Below are 15,284 nucleotides of genomic sequence, written 5' to 3'. Positions count from 1 at the left end.
CGGGTTCGGTAGTCATCGGTGCTGGCCGTCCACGACGGACAGCGCCTCGTCGAGGATGTCCAGGCCCTCGCGGACCTCCTGCTCGGTCGCGGTGCACGGGGGCAGGACGTGGACCCGGTTGGTGTGCAGGAAGGGCCACAGCCCGCGCTTGCGGCAGGCCGCCGCCAACTCGTCCATCGGGCCGGGTGGACCGCCCGGCGGACCGAGCGGCGGCAGCATCTCGCGGGTCTCGCGGTCCCGGACCAGTTCCAGCGCCCAGAACACGCCGAGCCCGCGCACCTCGCCGACGACCGGGTGCCGGTCGGCCAGCTCGCGCAGCCCGGGGCCGAGCACCTCGGCACCGAGGTGCTCGGCGTGCTCGACGATCCGTTCCTCGGTCATCGCGGTGATGGCGGCCACCGCCGCCGCACAGGCCAGCGGGTGGCCGGAGTAGGTCAGCCCGCCCGGGTAGGGTCGGTCGGCGAACGCCTCGAAGATCCGTGGGCCCATCAGCACCCCGCCGAGCGGCACGTACCCGGAGTTCACCCCCTTGGCGAAGGTGATCAGGTCCGGTACGACGTCCCAGTGCTGCACGGCGAACCAGCGTCCGGCGCGGCCGAAGCCCGCCATCACCTCGTCGGCGATCAGCAGGATCCCGTGCCGGTCGCACAGCTCCCGCACGCCCGGCAGATAGCCGTCCGGGGGCACCAGCACCCCGTTGGTGCCGACCACCGGCTCCAGGATGACGGCGGCGATGGTGCCCGGCCCCTCCAGCGCGACGACCTGCTCCAGGTGGGCCAGCGCCCGCTGCGCCTCCTCCTGCTCGGTGCGCGCCTGGAACGCGGTGCGGTAGAGGTAGGGGCCGAAGAAGTGGACCACCCCGGCCGCGCCGGTGTCGACCGGCCAGCGGCGCGGGTCACCGGTGAGGTGCAGCGCGAGCTGCGAGGCACCGTGGTACGAGCGGTACGCGGCCAGCACCTTCGGCCGGCCGGTCACCAGCCGGGCCATCCGCACCGCGTGCTCCACCGCATCGGTGCCCCCGTTGGTGAACAGCACCCGGTCGAGGTCGCCGGGGGCCCGTTCGGCGATCAGCCGGGCCGCGCGCGCCCGCTGGTCGTTGCCGAACGCGGGACTGACCGTGCACAGCCGCCCGGCCTGCCGCTGGATCGCCGCCACCACCTTCGGGTGCTGGTGGCCGATGTTGACGTGCACGAACTGGGAGGCGAAGTCGAGGTAGCGGTTGCCCTCGTAGTCCCAGAAGTACGAGCCGAGGGCCCGGGCCACCGGCATCGGCCGCAGTTGCCGCTGGGCCGACCAGGAGTAGAAGAGGTGGGCCCGGTCCTCGGCCAGGATGCCCGCCGCGGTCTCGGGCAGCGGATCGCCGTGCTGGTCGTGCGCGCTCACGCGGTGGCTCCCGTCGTCGGGCTGAGGTGGTGGATACTCCCGGGCATCGAGGAGCGAGAGGGGTGGTCGGTGTGACGAAGCTGGCCGTGGTGTCCGGGGGTGGCACCGGCATCGGCCGGGCGATCGCCGCGGAGTTGGCCGCGAGGCACGAGGTGGTGCTGCTCGGCCGGCGGGCGGAGGTGCTCAAGCAGGCCGCCGAGGAGCTGACGCGCGGCGGCGGCAGCGTCCGGGCGGTCGCCGCCGACCTGTGCGAGCCCGACGACGTACGCCGGGCCGCCGACGAGATCACCGACGGCGGGCGTACGGTCGACGTGCTGGTCAACAACGCCGGGGGCAACTTCGCGCCGCACCCGGCCGACGACCTGGCCACCATCCGCGAGCAGTACCTGCGCAACCTCGGCGGGAACGTGCTCCCGGTGGTGCTGTTGACCCAGGCGCTGCTGCCCGCCCTGCGTCGCCCGGGCGGCCGGATCGTCACGGTGACCTCGATCGCCGCGTTCCGTGGCAACGCCTCCTACGGGGCCGCCAAGGCCGCGCTGCACCCGTGGTCGACGGAGCTGGCCGGCCAACTCGCCGCCGGGGGGATCACGGTCAACGTGGTGGCCCCCGGATACGTCGCCGGCACCGAGTTCTTCCGGGACCGGATGACGCCGGAGTTCCACCGGCAGCGCTCGGCGCAGGCGCCCGTCGGCCGGGGCGGCACCGTCACGGACATCGCCGGCCTGGTCGGCTACCTCGCGGGTGCCGGTGCGGGCTTCGTCACCGGTCAGATCATCCAGATCAACGGGGGCGCCCTGATGGGCCGGGGCTGATCCGGGACCGGCCGGCGGGCCACCCGGGCGGCCGGGTGGCCCGCCGGCCACCGGTCCGGGACCGGCCGTCCGGTTCCGTCGCAGGTCACCGTTCACTCACGACCTCCCAGCCACTTGCGGGCCTCGGCCACCGCGCGGTGGGTCAGGTCGGTGGACGCGCCGAGGTAACGGGCCGGGTCGAAGATGACGTCGACCTCCTGGTCCGGCAGCAGCCGGCGCAGGTCGGCACAGCCGTCCAGCGACTCCCGCAGCGACCGGCCGGCGTCGTGGGCGTGCTGGCTGAGCTCGTAGACCCGCTCGTGGGCGGTCTGCTTGCCGACGTGCGCGCCGAGGGCGAGCATCAGCCGTTCCGAGGCGAGCTGGTCGGCGACGGCGCGGGTGTTCTCCCGTAGCCGGTCGACGTTGACCGTCAGGCCAGCGACCAGCTCCCGGGTGATCTCGCAGGCCGCCAGGGTGTAGTGGGACACGTCCGGCACGCACGCCCACTCCACCCGCAGCGACCGTGAGTCACGCTCGTGGTCACCGATCATCCCGGTGAACGCGATACCTGCCTGCGCGGCGGCGAGCCTCGCCATCACCACCACCTGCTCGCACCGCTCCGGGTTGCGCTTGTGCGGCATCGTGCTCGATCCGACCTTGCCGTACCGCCACGGCTCGGTGACCTCGCCGAACTCGGGCCGGCCGATGGTGCGGATCTCGTCGGCGATGCGGCCCAGGGTGCCGGCGACCATGGCGAGCGTGGTGACGAACTCGACCATCCGGTCGCGCGCCACGTGCCAGCCGATCGTGGGCACGCCCAGGCCCAGCCGGGCGGCGAAGCGTTCCAGCAGGCCGATGCCCTCGCCGCCGAAACCGGCCATGGTCCCGGCGCCGCCGAACAGCTGCGCCACCACCACCCGGGACCGGACGGTGGCGAGCCGCTCCGTGTGGCGCAGGATCTCGTCGATCCAGCTGGCGACCTTGAGCCCGAAGCTCATCGGCAGGGCGGCCCGGGCGTGGGTACGCCCCACCGCGACCGTGTCGGCGTGCTCCTCGGCCAACTCGACCAGGCAGGCGAGGATCTCGGCGAGTTCGCGGTCCACCTCGTCCAGGGTGTCCCGGATCTCCAGCGACTGCCCGGTGTCCTGGATGTCCTGAGTGGTGGCGCCGAAGTGGATGAATTCGCCGCTGCCGTCGAGGCAGGCGGCCTGGAATACCCGGAGCAGCCCGACCAGCGAGTGGCCCGAACGTTCGATCTCCTCCTGCACCGCGTCGAGGTCGATGCGTTCCAGCCGGGCTGCCGAGACGATGCCGTTGACGGCCGCACCGGGAATCATGCCCAGCTCACCCTGCGCCTGGGCCAACGCCGCCTCGATGTCGAGCCAGCGCTGCTTGCGACAGACGTCGCAGTAGATCCGCCGGCTGGCGGCCGTCGCGTAGCGGTTGCCGTAGAAGCGCGAGTCGGTGATGTGGCCCCGCTCGTGACGGCAGCTGTCGACCGGGTGGGCGTGGGTGACGGACATGGGTGCCTCCGTGGTTCAGCGACGGACGGGGTGGCTCGTCGCGGTCAGTGGTCGGGTGAGGAAGGGGCTGCCGCCGTACGGCGGCTCGCCGAGGGCCACCCGGGCGGCGGCGGCCGTGTCGTACGCGACCTGCCGCAGCGGCAGGTCGCGGCGCCGGGCCTCGTCGGTCAGGTGGTCGACGAGTTGGCGCATCAGTTCCGTCACGCCGTCGAGCACGCCCCGCGGGCTCGGGCAGCGGGCCGGCCCGAACAGCGCCTCCATCGACGCGGACCCGCCGATGCCGCCGACGAAGTCCGGCACCACCAGCACCCCGGCCCGGTGCAGGGCATGCTCCGCCTGCGGACTCAGCCCGCAGTTCGCACCGACCACCACCACCGGGGCCGGCAGCCGGCCGGCCCGCTCGGCCGGCAGCCCGTCGGCGCCGGCGGCCAGCAGCACCAGGTCGGTGGATAGGTCGAACAGTGCGGCGGCGGGCAGCCCCCTGGCCTGCGGGGCGAGCCGCGGCACCGGGGTACCGGCCGGCTCGGCCAGCATGGCGGCGACGTCGAGCCCGGCCGGGTCGGCGACGCAGCCGTACTCGTCGGCGACCGCCGTGATCCGGACACCCTCCTGCACCAGCGTGTACGCCGCCGCCCGGCCGAGGTTGCCGAAGCCCTGCAGGGTGCACGACAGCGGGCCGGGCAGGGCGCCGGCGCGGGCGGCCATCACCGCCGCCTGGGCCAGGGCGTGCCCGGCGCGGCGCTGCGCCAGCGTCAACGCGCCGACGTGCTGGTCGAGCAGGCCCATCCGGGCGACGAACTCGGCCTCGCTGAACCCCTGCGCCCCGCGTACCGCGTACTTGATCGACGGGATGCCCTCCAGCGCGGCCAGCTCCTCCAGCTCCTCCCAGCGGGTGCCCATGTCGCAACCCATGCTGAAGCGGGTCATCAGCTGCCCGCGCAGGAAGCCGAGGAACCGGCGCAGCGCGGCACTCTTACCGGGTGCGTGCGGGTCGTAGTCGATGCCGCACTTGGCGCCGTCGACGTTGATGCCCAGCAGCCGCTCCTTCAGGGTCATCCGGCCGGCCAGCTCGGCCAGGTCCGCCACGGTCAGCCCCGGCTTCACCCGGCAACCGCCGGCGGCCAGCCGGCAGTCCGACCCGTCGTAGACCAGCCAGCCACGGAACCCCTCGACCGGGTCCACGTACTCGATGACAGCGTTCACTGCTCCCCCAGCGGCGATGGTGCGGACGTGCCCGCCGCCCGACCCCCGGCGAGGTACTCGACGAGGCAGCCGGCGGTCAGCAGGCAACGCGGGCGCCCGCCGTCCAACACCAGCACGGCGGACGACGGATCGGACAGCATCGGGACCACGTCCGGCAGCGGCATGCCGGCACCGACCTGCGGCGGCACCGGTCCCAGGTGGGCGCCGACCGGGTCGTCGGCGCCGGCGCCGGCGGCGTACGCCCGGGCCAGCACCGCATCGGTGACCGTGCCCAGGATCTCGGCCAGCCGTACCGGCGGCGGCGCCGCGCTGACCAGCAGGTGTGTGGCGTCGGCGTCGCGCAGCAGCTTCACCGCGTTGGCGAGGGTCTCGTCGGGCCGGATCAGCGCCGGGTGGCCGCCGGTCGCGGCGTCGCGGACCCTCGGCTGGTCGGTGGGCGGATCGTGCAGGCCCAGCCCGGCCAGCCAGTCGTCGTTGAAGATCTTCGACAGGTAGCCCCGGCCGGAGTCCGGCAGCAGCACCACGACCAGCGCCCGCGGCCCGCCGCCGCGGCGACCCGGACCGCGGCGGCGGCGGCCATCCCGCCGGAACCGCCGGTGAGCAGGGCGTCCTGGCGGGCCAGCCGGCGGGTCATCAGGATCGCCTCGTGGTCGGCGATGGGGATGATCTCGTCGACCACCGAGGGGTCGTAGGAGTCCGGGTAGCTCGGCTGGCCGACCCCCTCCACCAGGTACGGCCGGCCGGCGCCGCCCGAGTAGACCGACCCGTCCGGGTCGACGCCTACTATCCGCACCGCCCCGCCGGAAACCTCCTTCAGGTAGCGGCCGGCGCCCGAGATCGTGCCGCCGGTGCCGATCCCGGTGACGAAGTGGGTCAGCCGGCCCTCCGTCTGCCGCCACAACTCCGGCCCGGTGCTGTGGTAGTGCGACTCCGGGTTGCTGCGGTTGGCGTACTGGTTGAGCTGCACCGCGCCGGGCCGCTCGGCGGCGATCCGGGTGGCCGTGCTGCGGTACGAGTCGGGATGTTCGGGACGCACGGCGGCCGGGCAGACCACCACCTCCGCCCCGTACGCCCGCAGCACGTCGATCTTGTCGCGGGAGACCTTGTCCGGGCAGGTGAAGACGCAGCGGTAGCCCCGCTGCTGGGCGACGATGGCCAGCCCCACGCCGGTGTTGCCGGAGGTCGGTTCGACGATCGTCCCACCGGGCAGCAGCAGCCCCTCGGCCTCGGCGGTCTCGACCATCCGCAGCGCGATCCGGTCCTTCACCGAGCCACCCGGGTTGAGGTACTCCACCTTGGCGTAGAGCGGCGCCGAGCCGGGCGTGGCGACCCGGCGCAGCCGCACCAGCGGGGTGTCACCGATCAGCCCGGTCAACGATTCGTACATGCTCACGCGACACCCACCCCCACCCCGGTCGAGCCGCTCACGTCGATCCGCCGGTACGCCGAGATCCAGGAGAGGCTGGTCCGTACGTCGACGACCACCGGTCCGCCGTGCGCCAGCGCCCGGGCGAGGCAGGGCTCCACGTCCTGCTCGGTCCCGACCGCCAGGCCCAGCGCGCCGTACGCCCGGGCCAGCGCGACGAAGTCGGGGTTGTCCAGGTCGGTGGCGATGACCCGCCCCGGGTACGCCCGTTCCTGATGCGCCCGGATGGTGCCGTAGCTGCCGTTGTTCGCGATCACCACGATCAGCGGCAACCGGCGGCTCACCGCGGTGGCCAGTTCGGAGCCGGTCATCAGGAACCCGCCGTCGCCCACCAGCACCACCACCGGCCGGCCGGTGCGCAGCGCGGCGGCCACCCCGGCCGGTACCCCGAAGCCCATTGCGCTGGAGCCGACCCCGAGCATCCGGCCGTCCCCGGTCAGCCGCAGGTAGCGGTAGAGCCAACTGGTGAAGGTGCCCGAGTCGAGGGTGACCACCACGTCACCGCCGGTCAGCTCGTCGAGGCCGGCGACCAGCGCGCCGAACGCCACGCCGTCGTCGCTGGGATGTTCGGCCCACCGTGCCTTGGCCACCTCCAACTCGTGCAGCTCGTCGACCCAGGCGACCCGGCCCGCGTCCACCCCGGCCGGCTCGGCGGCGGCCAGCTGCCGCAGGAACTCCACCGGGTCGCCGGCCAGCCCGACCGTCGGCGGGTGGACCCGGCCCAGTCGCTGCGGGTCCGGGTAGACGTGCACCAGGGCCGGCCCGGCGGCACCCGGGTCGGGCAGCCGCCGGCCCAGGGTGGTCACGTCGTCGAGCCGGGTGCCGACGGCCAGCATCAGGTCGGCCCGGCCGAGCAGGTCCCGTTGCTGTTGCTGGGTGTTGTTGTGCAGGTGGCCGGCATAACACGGATCCCGGTTGTCGAACAGGTCCTGCCGCTTGTTGCTGGTCAGCACCGGCAGGTGGTGCCGGTGGGCGGCGGCGGCCAGCAGCCGCCGACCGGTCTGCCCGGACAGTGCGCCACCGGCCAGCAGCAGCGGACGTTCCGACCGACGCAGCAGTTCCCGCACCCGGTCGAGCTCGGCCGGAGCGGCGCCGGTCGCGGCGGGCTGCCACCGCGCCGGGACGGCACCGTCGGGGTCCGGCATCTCCAGCACGTCCTCGGGCAGCACCAGCACCACCGGGCCGGGGGTGCCCGACTCTGCGGTCCGCAGCGCCCGGGCGACGAACTCGCCGGCCCGCGCCGGCTCCAGCAGGACCAGGACCTCCTTGGCCAGGGCGCTGAAGGCCCGCGCGTAGTCGACCTCCTGGAACGCCTCCGTGCCGAGGTCCACCCGCGGCACCTGGCCGACCACCAGCACCAGCGGCACGGCGTCCTGCAACGCGGAGTGCACGGCGATGCTCGCGTTGGTGGCTCCCGGGCCGCGGCTGACCAGGCACACCCCGGCCCGTCCGGTGAGCTTCGCGTCGGCCACCGCGGCGAACCCGGCGGACGCCTCGTGCCGGCTGGTCACCACGTCGACCGCCGGCGTGGCGTGCAGTTCGTCGAGCACCGCCAGGTAGCTCTCCCCGGCCACGCAGAACACCCGGTCGACGCCGTGGGCGAGCAGGGTGGCCACGACCGTGCCGGCGGCGGTGCGTGGTGGGCCGGCGGCCCGGTCCACCACGTCGGGAACCGTTGTCACGGCAGTTCCCCGCCGGCCGCCGAGGGCCGGAACTTGCTGTCCGCCAGGGCCGGCGGATAGATGATCGCCGCGTCGTCGAAGGTCTGGCCGACCGTCTGGTACTGCATGACCACCAGCTCCGGCGGGTTGTGGTGCCAGTGCTCGGCGCCCCGTTCGAAGCGCAGCGGGCCCCGCCAGGTGTCGAACTCCGTGGACTCCAGGGCGTCGAGCAGCGCCTCGCGACCGTCGGTGCCGGCCACCTCCAGCGCCTGGCCGATGATCGTCACGTCGGTGAACGCGCTCAGGCAGGTGTCCGGCGGCGCGAAGCCGTACCGCTGCATGAACCGGTCGGTGAACCAGCGGCCGATCGGGGTCATCTCCGACCACGAGGGGCGGAACTTCGTCGCCGGCCACATCACCCCGTTGCCGCCCGCGCCGGCCATCCGCCAGTAGTCCTGCGAGCGCATCGGGAAGCCGAAGGTCACCATCATCGGCACCGCCGGCAGCAGACCGAGCTCGATGGCCTGCTGGAGGATGTGGTAGCTGTTGCCGACCGGGCCGCCACCGGCGACGACGTTGAGCCCGCCGTTGATGAAGGCGTCCGGCGCCCACTCCTTGATCTGGCGCAGTTGCTCACGCCAGTCCAGCGCCACCTCCTGCTCGAAGTCGAAGCGGAGGAACTCCATGCCGTGCCGGGACTCGCCGTACTCCTGAAGGGTGTCGGCCATGGTCTTGCCGAACACCGTGTCGGGGGCGATCATGCCGATCCGGCGGGCACCGATGTCGGCCAGACAGTCCATCATCAGCGGTACCCGGTCGGCGATGGAGAAGTAGGTGCGGTAGATCGTCCGCCGGCCGTGGGTCACCGTGCTGTGCCCGTTCTCCACGAACATCGGCACGCCGAGCTTCTCGCACATCTCCGCCACCCACGGGGTGGTCCGCAGGTGCCACTGGCCCAGCACGGCGAGCACCTCGTCGACCATGGCGAGCTTCGCCAGGCCCGCCACGGCGGAGCGCGGGAAGCCCTCCTGGGCGGCGGTGGCCATGTCGTTGTAGGCGACGAACGACACGTTCCGGCCGCCCAGGACGCCTCCGTGCTCGCGGAGGTACTCCGCACCCAGGCGGGCGCCCCGGGAGATCAGCACCCCCGCCATCGCGTCGCCGGGGCGCGTCATCGGCGAGAGAATCCCGATCTTGACGGGGTTGTCACCGGCGACCGAGTTCACCGCCTCGACCTCGTGCAGCGCCAACTCCATCGGCGTGCTGGCCGGCGCCGCGGGCTCCGGGCTGCGCGGTGCGGGAACCTCGGTGTTCGTCGTGGTGGTCTGCACGGCATCTCTCCTTCTGCGGGGTGGAACGACCGGAAAGGATGGGTCACAGTCGGTAGGCGGCCCGGTAGTCGGCGAAGCGGCGGCGCACCCGTTCCTCGTCGAGCCCGTAGTCGGTCAGTCGGTAGTGGTGCCGGCCGGGGGCGCCGCGGGCCGCGGTCTGGGCCGCGGTCCGCACCGCCTGCCGGGCCGGCGCGTCGAACGGCAGTCCGGCGAACGCGCAGACCCGGGCCACCGCCGCCACCGGATCGGCGATCAGCTCCCGGTAGCGCAGGTCGAACACCGCCAACCCGGCGAACGCGTCGGGATCGTGCAGCCCGGGCACCGCGGCGGCGGTGCGATCCAGCCAGAACGCACCGATCTCGTGCGGGTCGACGTGGGCGGAGCGGGCGGCCCGGACCGTCCGGGTGAGGCTGCACACCGAGGCGACGGCGGCCACCGGATCGCGGTGCAGCCGGACGACCCGGGCCTGCGGGTAGGTCGCGGCCAGGTCTGCGGCGTGCCAGAGGTGGAACGGGCACTTGAGCACCAGGTGCCCCCCGCCCGAGTCCCGGGCGACGATCGCGTCGAGCTGTTCACGGTGCAGGGCGTACGCGGCGGTGTGGTCCTGGCGGGCCAGCCACCCCAGGTAGCCGGGAACGTGGTAACGCAGGCCGTAGATCTCGGAGTGGAAGCTGTTGGCGATCAGCCGGTGGCACTCCTCGGGCTTGCGGGCGTGCAGCGGGTGGATGGCGGCGAACGCCGGCGCGGCCCGGTGGTACTCGTCGACGTAGCGGGTGGCCGCGGCGACCAGTTCCGCGGCCGGCTGCGTCGCGGCGGGGGCGAGCAGCTCCCACAGTTGCGGTGCGCGGACCCCCGGGTGGGCGGCGAGCAGCGTCTGGAACAGGGTGGTGCCGGTGCGGTGCAGACCGGTCACCACCGTCACGGCGACCGGTCGGGGTGCCGGCGGCACCGGCCGGGCGGCCAGCCGCAGCTGGGTTCGCAACGAACCCACGAGCGACGCCCGCGCCACCCGGGCACCGTCCGGGGTCAGCCGGGCCTCGTCGTTGATCGCCTGGACCAGCCGGCGCAGCGCCGGTTGGAAGCGCAGGTCACCGGGGTGGCCGGCACCGTCGGCGAGGGCGGCGCGGGTCAGCTCGTCGGCGTCGAGGACGGTGCCGGTCATCGGATGCCTCCCGGGCTGGGAGCGGCGGCACCGGGACCGGCCGGGCCGGCGGTGCCCGGTCCGGCGGTCTCCACGGCCGCGCGGTCGGCCCGCAACCGCCGCTCCGCGTGGAGGAAGAAGTCGATGTCGGAGCGAATCTCGTCGACCAGCCGCCGGCTGAGGCTGGCCCGGTCGACCCGCAGGCACTGCTCGTTGCGCCGCAGCGTGGGCCGGCTGAACGGCAGCCGACCGGCGCTGAGGTAGCGGATGGCGCCGGTGGCGTCCCGCTTGGGGATGACCTCCGACCGGGCGTGCACGCTGGCACTGAACGGGATGTCGAGCCGACCGCCGGCGAAGGCGTCGGCGATCGCCGCCGGCAGGTCGGAGGCCGCCAGGACCGGTTCGACCAGCTCGGCGACCTCACGTTGCAGCCAGTAGGTCTCCTCCTCGACCGTCGCCTCGTCGACCCGGACGAAGTCGAGCAGGTCGGTGCAGGCCAGCGCGGTGGTCCGGATCCCGGAGACGTTGGCGTCGGCGTCGGGGATGCCCCGCGACTCCTGGTTGGTCTTGTTGATCACCTTGGCGGCGCCGCCGAGTCGGGCGGTGAGCCCGCCGTAGAGGATGAGCGCGTCGGCGACGTCCGGATCGGCCGGGAAGACCCCCATGAACTCGTGCAGCACCGGGAAGATCTCCACCGTCTCGGGCAGGTACCGGCGGGCCAGCACCGGGATCGACCGCAGCGCGGCGATGTCCTGGTGCACCTCGCCACCCTGCGGGTAGGCCACGGACAGGCAGCGCACCCCGGCGAGGCTGGCCGCGCGGGCCTCCAGGAGGCAGACCGCGAGGCTCACCGACGGCGGCACCAGCACGGCGGTGAGGGTGCCGAACAGCTCCCGGTCGACGACCACCCCCGCCTCGGCGAGCACGCCGCAGAGCCGGTCGACCTGCGCCCAGGCGGCGAGCGACCGGGCCAGCGGCACGTCCTTGGAGTACGGCAGGTTGTAGTCGATCCCGCCGCCCTCGAACGAGGTGAAGCCCGACGCCAGCGACACCGCGAACAGCTCCCGCGGGTCGGGTGAGCCGTGCCGGACCTCGATCGGGGCGTCCACCAGCTCGTTGAGTTCCCGGCCGCGCCGCCAGCCGTGCGTCACCAGTGGGTACCCGTTCAGGCCGGCGGGGTCACGCTGCAACGCCTGTGCCGCGGTGCGGAACTGCTTGAGCCGGGTGAACGAGTCGATGGTGATGGTCAGGATGCCTGGCCGGGCACGCTGCTCCAGAGTCGTCAGCAGGGTCCGCATCTCGCCGTGCCCACCGACGCCGCAGCGGGGCTGCACCACCGGCCGGCCCCGCGCCGCCGCCGCGCGCAGCACCTCGACCGGCGCTCGCTTCGGGGACTTGCGTATGTACTGCATGATCTCCGTCCAGGGCGGCAGCATCGCCGCGACTCGTGGCTCGATGTCGAGCTCGGGAAGGTCAGACACCGGTCAACGGGGTGGCCCGGGCCGCCTGCAACAGGTCCAGCAGCAGCGGGATCTGGTCGGCGTCGTCGAGGATGTGGTCGACGCCCAGGCGCAGCAGCCGCTCCCGCTCGTCACCGTCCTTGTGGCTGCCGACCGAGAGGTTCCCGCCGACGATCATCGGGCAGTGCAGCCGGCCGGCGGCCCGCAGCGCCGGCAGGTCGCTCAGGTCCTCGTAGGCGTGGCCGTTGAGGCTGCCGATCACCACCGCCTCGGCGTCCGGATGGGCGGCCAGCGCGTCGGCGAAGTCCTCCAGCGGCGTGCAGACGCCGAGGTTGACCACGAGGAAGCCGGCCTCCCGCAGGCGCATCGCGATGAGGTGGTTGGCCACCGCGTGGGCATCGCTGCGGGCCACGCCGATGATCACGGTTCGTTGGGTCTTCCGGCTGCTCATCTGGGTCGTACCTCCTGGGTGGACGGTCCGGCACCGGCCGTCAGTCGTCGAAGGCGGAGAAGACGCTGCGCCCACTGACCTGGGCGATCCGCGCCCGGTCGTACTCCTGCGGGTCGGCCTCGCGCAGCGAGTCGAAGACCAGGTTGATCGCCGGGACCAGCCCCCAGACCTCCCGGTACGGCGGCCAGCCCCGGTGCCCCGCGTCGATGTCGGCCTGCCGGGCGAAGATGTAGTTCGCCCAGTCCCGGCTCATCGGGTGCCGGTGGTGGAAGTCGTGCACCACCGTGTCCCCGGTGAGCACCAGGTACCGCGCCGGCAGGTGCACGGTGAGCATCCGCAGCCACCAGCGGGACCACCGTCCGGCGCGGCGCAGCGGCCCGCCCGGAGCGGCGGCCGGCGCCCGCTCCCCGATCAGGATGGCGTTGGTGAGGCTGGCGAAGTACTCCCGACCACGCCGCTGGGTGACCTCCGGCGCCGGGAAGGTGTGCTTGACGCACAGCCGCAGGGTGTTGCTGACCTGGTAGAGGAACGTCATCGGCAGCACCCAGGCGACCAGCAGGAAGACCCACTGGTCGAGCCAGCCGGCCAGCGCCGCCACCGCCGCGTAGCCGGCCACCGTGGCCGCCCGCAACGGCCAGCTCGCCGGCGCGAAGTAGGACTGCACGCGGCCCAGCAGGAAGTTCAGGTGGAACGCCGGGGACAGCAGCTTGCGCAGGATCAGATGACGCCACATCTGCCGGCGGGTCATGCCCGGTCGCAGCTCCAGGCCGATCAGGAACGCCTGCACCGTCGGGTCGCGGACGGTCATGTGGTGTACCGCGTGGTGGTCGATCACGTGCTCGGTGCTGTAGCGGCCGAAGTCCTGGACCATCAGCGCGGCGGCGACCAGGCGCCCGACGAGCTGGTCACGGCGCGGTCGCGCCCACATGTTCCGGTGCGCGGCCTGGTGGTACATCATCATCCGCAGGTTCCGCGCCCCGTGCAGCGTCATCGACCAGCCGGGCAGCAGGAGCAGCAGGCCCCAGCCGCCCAGGGCCAGCGCCACCCAGCTGACCACCAGGCCGGCGACCATCGAGGCCGTCGCCGCCCAGAGGTGCAGACCGGGGGTGAGCCGGACCGGGCGTTGACCCGTGTGCGGCTTGCCGGTGAGGAAGGTCAGCGGCACCGCGAGCACCCGCGGCGCGACGTTCATCGAGTCGCGGATCGACACCGACTCGTCCACCGGGGTGTAGGCGAGCGTCGTCGCACCCTGCGTCTGCGTCACCATCGTTGCGCTCCCTGACGATCTCGTCGGACGGGCGTCAGGACCGGCCCGTCGCCTCCAACGCCGCGCCCGCGGCCAGCACGTCGTCGATCACCTGGTCGAGTTGCTCTCCGCTGGTCGCCGGGTTGAGCAGCATGAGCTTGAGCCAGACGTCCCGGCCGCCGCCGGGACGCGGCAGGAAGACCCGGGCGAGCATCGCGTGCCCGTCGCGCATCAGCTGCCGACGCAGGGTGCTGTTGAACGTGTCGGGGTCGGCCCCGCCGCCGGGCCGGTAGCGAAACAGCACGGTGCTGAGCACCGGCTCCGCGGCCAGTTCCAGCTTCGGCTCCCGGGTCACCCGCGCCGCACCGTACCGGGACAGGTCGTGGCAGGCGTCGACCATCGCCCCGATGCCCTCGCGGCCGTACGCGCGCAGCGTGGCGGCGATCTTGAGGGCGTCGCAGCGGCGGGTGGCCTGGATGGAGTGCCCGTAGCGGCCGACGAAGCCCTCGGCCACGTCATCGGGTGAGTTGAGACTGGTCTGCTGGGCGGCGAGGTGGTCCAGTGCCGCCGCGTCGCGGGTCAGGAAGACTCCGGCCGAGGCCGGCACCCAGCCGAACTTGTGCAGGTCCAGGGTGACCGAGTCGGCCTCGGCGAGCCCGTCGAACAGTGGCCGGAGCCGCTCCGAGAAGAGCGCCCCACCGCCGTACGCGGCGTCGGCGTGCAGCCACACGCCGTGCTCCCGGGCCACCTCGGCCAGCTCGGGCAGCGGGTCGACCCAGCCGAAGTCGGTGGAGCCGGCGCAGACGAACAGCATCACCGGCAGGTGGTCGGCCGGCAGTTCACGCAGGATCCGGTCAGCCTCGGCCGGGACCATCCGGCCCAGTTCGTCGGCCGGCACCCGGATGATGCCGTCGGCGCCGATGCCCGCGATGCTGGCACCCCGGTCCACGGAGAAGTGGACCGTCTCGGTGCAGAGCACCACCGGGCGGACCCCGGCGACGGCGACCCCGCTGTCGAAGGTGGACCGGCCGAGCCGACGCCGGTAGGCCTCGTCCCGGGCCACCAGCATCGCCATGATGTTGGAGATGCTGCCGCCGGCGGTGACCGTGCCGCCGGCGGCGACGCCGTAGCCCACCAGGGCCGCGAGATCCTGGATCAGCCGGCGCTCCAGTTCCAGTGCGAACGGGCCGGCCTCCCAGGCGTGCATCGACTGGTTCAGGGCACTGGTCACCAGGTCGGCGGCGACGGCCACGGCGGTGGGCGGGCACTGCATCCGGGCCACCGTGGCGGGGTGGCTCACGTCCACCGACCAGTTCGCGTACGCCTCGACGAGCTGCCGCAGCACCTCGGCGGGCTTGCCGCCGGAGGCCGGCAGCAGGGGCTCGGCGAGCACGTCGTCGGCGTACGCCCGGACCGCCGTCGGGCCGCCCGGCGCGACCGGGGTCGCCCGCCCCGCGCCCACGTCGCCGAGGACGCCCAGCACATCGTCGATCAGGGTCCGGAGCTGTCGCATGCTGTCGTGGTCGGTGGTGGCCACGAACGTGGGATCGTCACCGATGCTCGGCACAGGCACGGCACTCCCCTCTCTGGATCAGGAGCAGGAAAGGCATTCGGGAGCGGCCTCGTCCCGGGCCGAAACCCGCGCGGGGGCGGCCCGGGAACCGGGTC

General features: G+C 73.4%; 11 protein-coding genes and 1 pseudogene. 1 reads left to right on the top strand and 11 read right to left on the bottom strand.

The window, feature by feature from the left end:
• Positions 1-12: 12 nt before the first annotated feature.
• Positions 13-1,383, bottom strand: a complete 1,371-nt coding sequence (locus KIF24_RS12835) for an aspartate aminotransferase family protein (RefSeq protein ID WP_221084236.1) — start codon at positions 1,381-1,383, stop codon at positions 13-15.
• Positions 1,384-1,454: 71 nt separating this feature from the next.
• Here KIF24_RS12835 and KIF24_RS12830 point away from each other — a divergent pair, with 71 nt between their 5' ends.
• Entirely contained in the window at positions 1,455-2,195 is a 741-nt protein-coding gene (locus KIF24_RS12830) for an SDR family NAD(P)-dependent oxidoreductase (RefSeq protein ID WP_221087324.1), read from the top strand.
• A gap of 92 nt (positions 2,196-2,287) precedes the next feature.
• On the opposite strand, the gene KIF24_RS12825 is transcribed toward KIF24_RS12830, so the two are convergent.
• From KIF24_RS12825 to KIF24_RS12780, 10 genes and pseudogenes are all read right to left on the bottom strand, one after another.
• Complete coding sequence (locus KIF24_RS12825) at positions 2,288-3,697, bottom strand: class-II fumarase/aspartase family protein (protein ID WP_221084235.1); 1,410 nt, start codon at positions 3,695-3,697, stop codon at positions 2,288-2,290.
• 15 nt (positions 3,698-3,712) lie between these two features.
• Positions 3,713-4,900: a Glu/Leu/Phe/Val dehydrogenase dimerization domain-containing protein gene (locus KIF24_RS12820; protein WP_221084234.1), complete on the bottom strand. Its 1,188-nt coding sequence runs from the start codon at positions 4,898-4,900 to the stop codon at positions 3,713-3,715.
• A pseudogene (locus KIF24_RS12815) lies at positions 4,897-6,293 on the bottom strand (pyridoxal-phosphate dependent enzyme). Before KIF24_RS12815 ends, KIF24_RS12820 begins: the two are co-directional and overlap by 4 nt.
• A complete protein-coding gene (locus KIF24_RS12810) occupies positions 6,290-7,987 on the bottom strand; it encodes a thiamine pyrophosphate-dependent enzyme (protein WP_221087323.1) in 1,698 nt (565 codons plus the stop codon). The pseudogene KIF24_RS12815 and the gene KIF24_RS12810 overlap by 4 nt, the downstream one beginning before the upstream one ends.
• Positions 7,988-8,004: 17 nt before the next feature.
• Positions 8,005-9,243, bottom strand: coding sequence for an ABC transporter substrate-binding protein (locus KIF24_RS12805; RefSeq protein WP_221087322.1), 1,239 nt, complete (start codon positions 9,241-9,243; stop codon positions 8,005-8,007).
• Between the two features lie 118 nt (positions 9,244-9,361).
• Positions 9,362-10,480 carry a sulfotransferase family protein gene (locus KIF24_RS12800; protein ID WP_221084233.1) on the bottom strand — a complete coding sequence of 373 codons (1,119 nt, stop codon included), beginning with the start codon at positions 10,478-10,480 and terminating at the stop codon, positions 9,362-9,364.
• The gene (locus KIF24_RS12795; protein ID WP_221084232.1) at positions 10,477-11,940 is read right to left on the bottom strand and encodes a methylaspartate mutase; all 1,464 of its coding nucleotides are present in this window, start codon (positions 11,938-11,940) and stop codon (positions 10,477-10,479) included. Before KIF24_RS12795 ends, KIF24_RS12800 begins: the two co-directional genes overlap by 4 nt.
• On the bottom strand, positions 11,933-12,370 hold the full coding sequence (locus KIF24_RS12790; RefSeq protein ID WP_221084231.1) for a cobalamin-dependent protein: 438 nt from the start codon (positions 12,368-12,370) through the stop codon (positions 11,933-11,935). The genes KIF24_RS12795 and KIF24_RS12790 overlap by 8 nt, the downstream gene beginning before the upstream one ends.
• A gap of 40 nt (positions 12,371-12,410) precedes the next feature.
• Positions 12,411-13,637, bottom strand: coding sequence for a fatty acid desaturase (locus KIF24_RS12785; RefSeq protein ID WP_221084230.1), 1,227 nt, complete (start codon positions 13,635-13,637; stop codon positions 12,411-12,413).
• Between the two features lie 34 nt (positions 13,638-13,671).
• The gene (locus KIF24_RS12780; RefSeq protein ID WP_331461099.1) at positions 13,672-15,183 is read right to left on the bottom strand and encodes a pyridoxal phosphate-dependent decarboxylase family protein; all 1,512 of its coding nucleotides are present in this window, start codon (positions 15,181-15,183) and stop codon (positions 13,672-13,674) included.
• Positions 15,184-15,284 lie beyond the last annotated feature (101 nt).

The sequence above is a fragment of the Micromonospora tarapacensis genome, from assembly GCF_019697375.1.
In the GTDB taxonomy this organism is placed as follows: domain Bacteria; phylum Actinomycetota; class Actinomycetes; order Mycobacteriales; family Micromonosporaceae; genus Micromonospora; species Micromonospora tarapacensis.
This window is presented reverse-complemented; position numbering and strand designations above follow the sequence as displayed.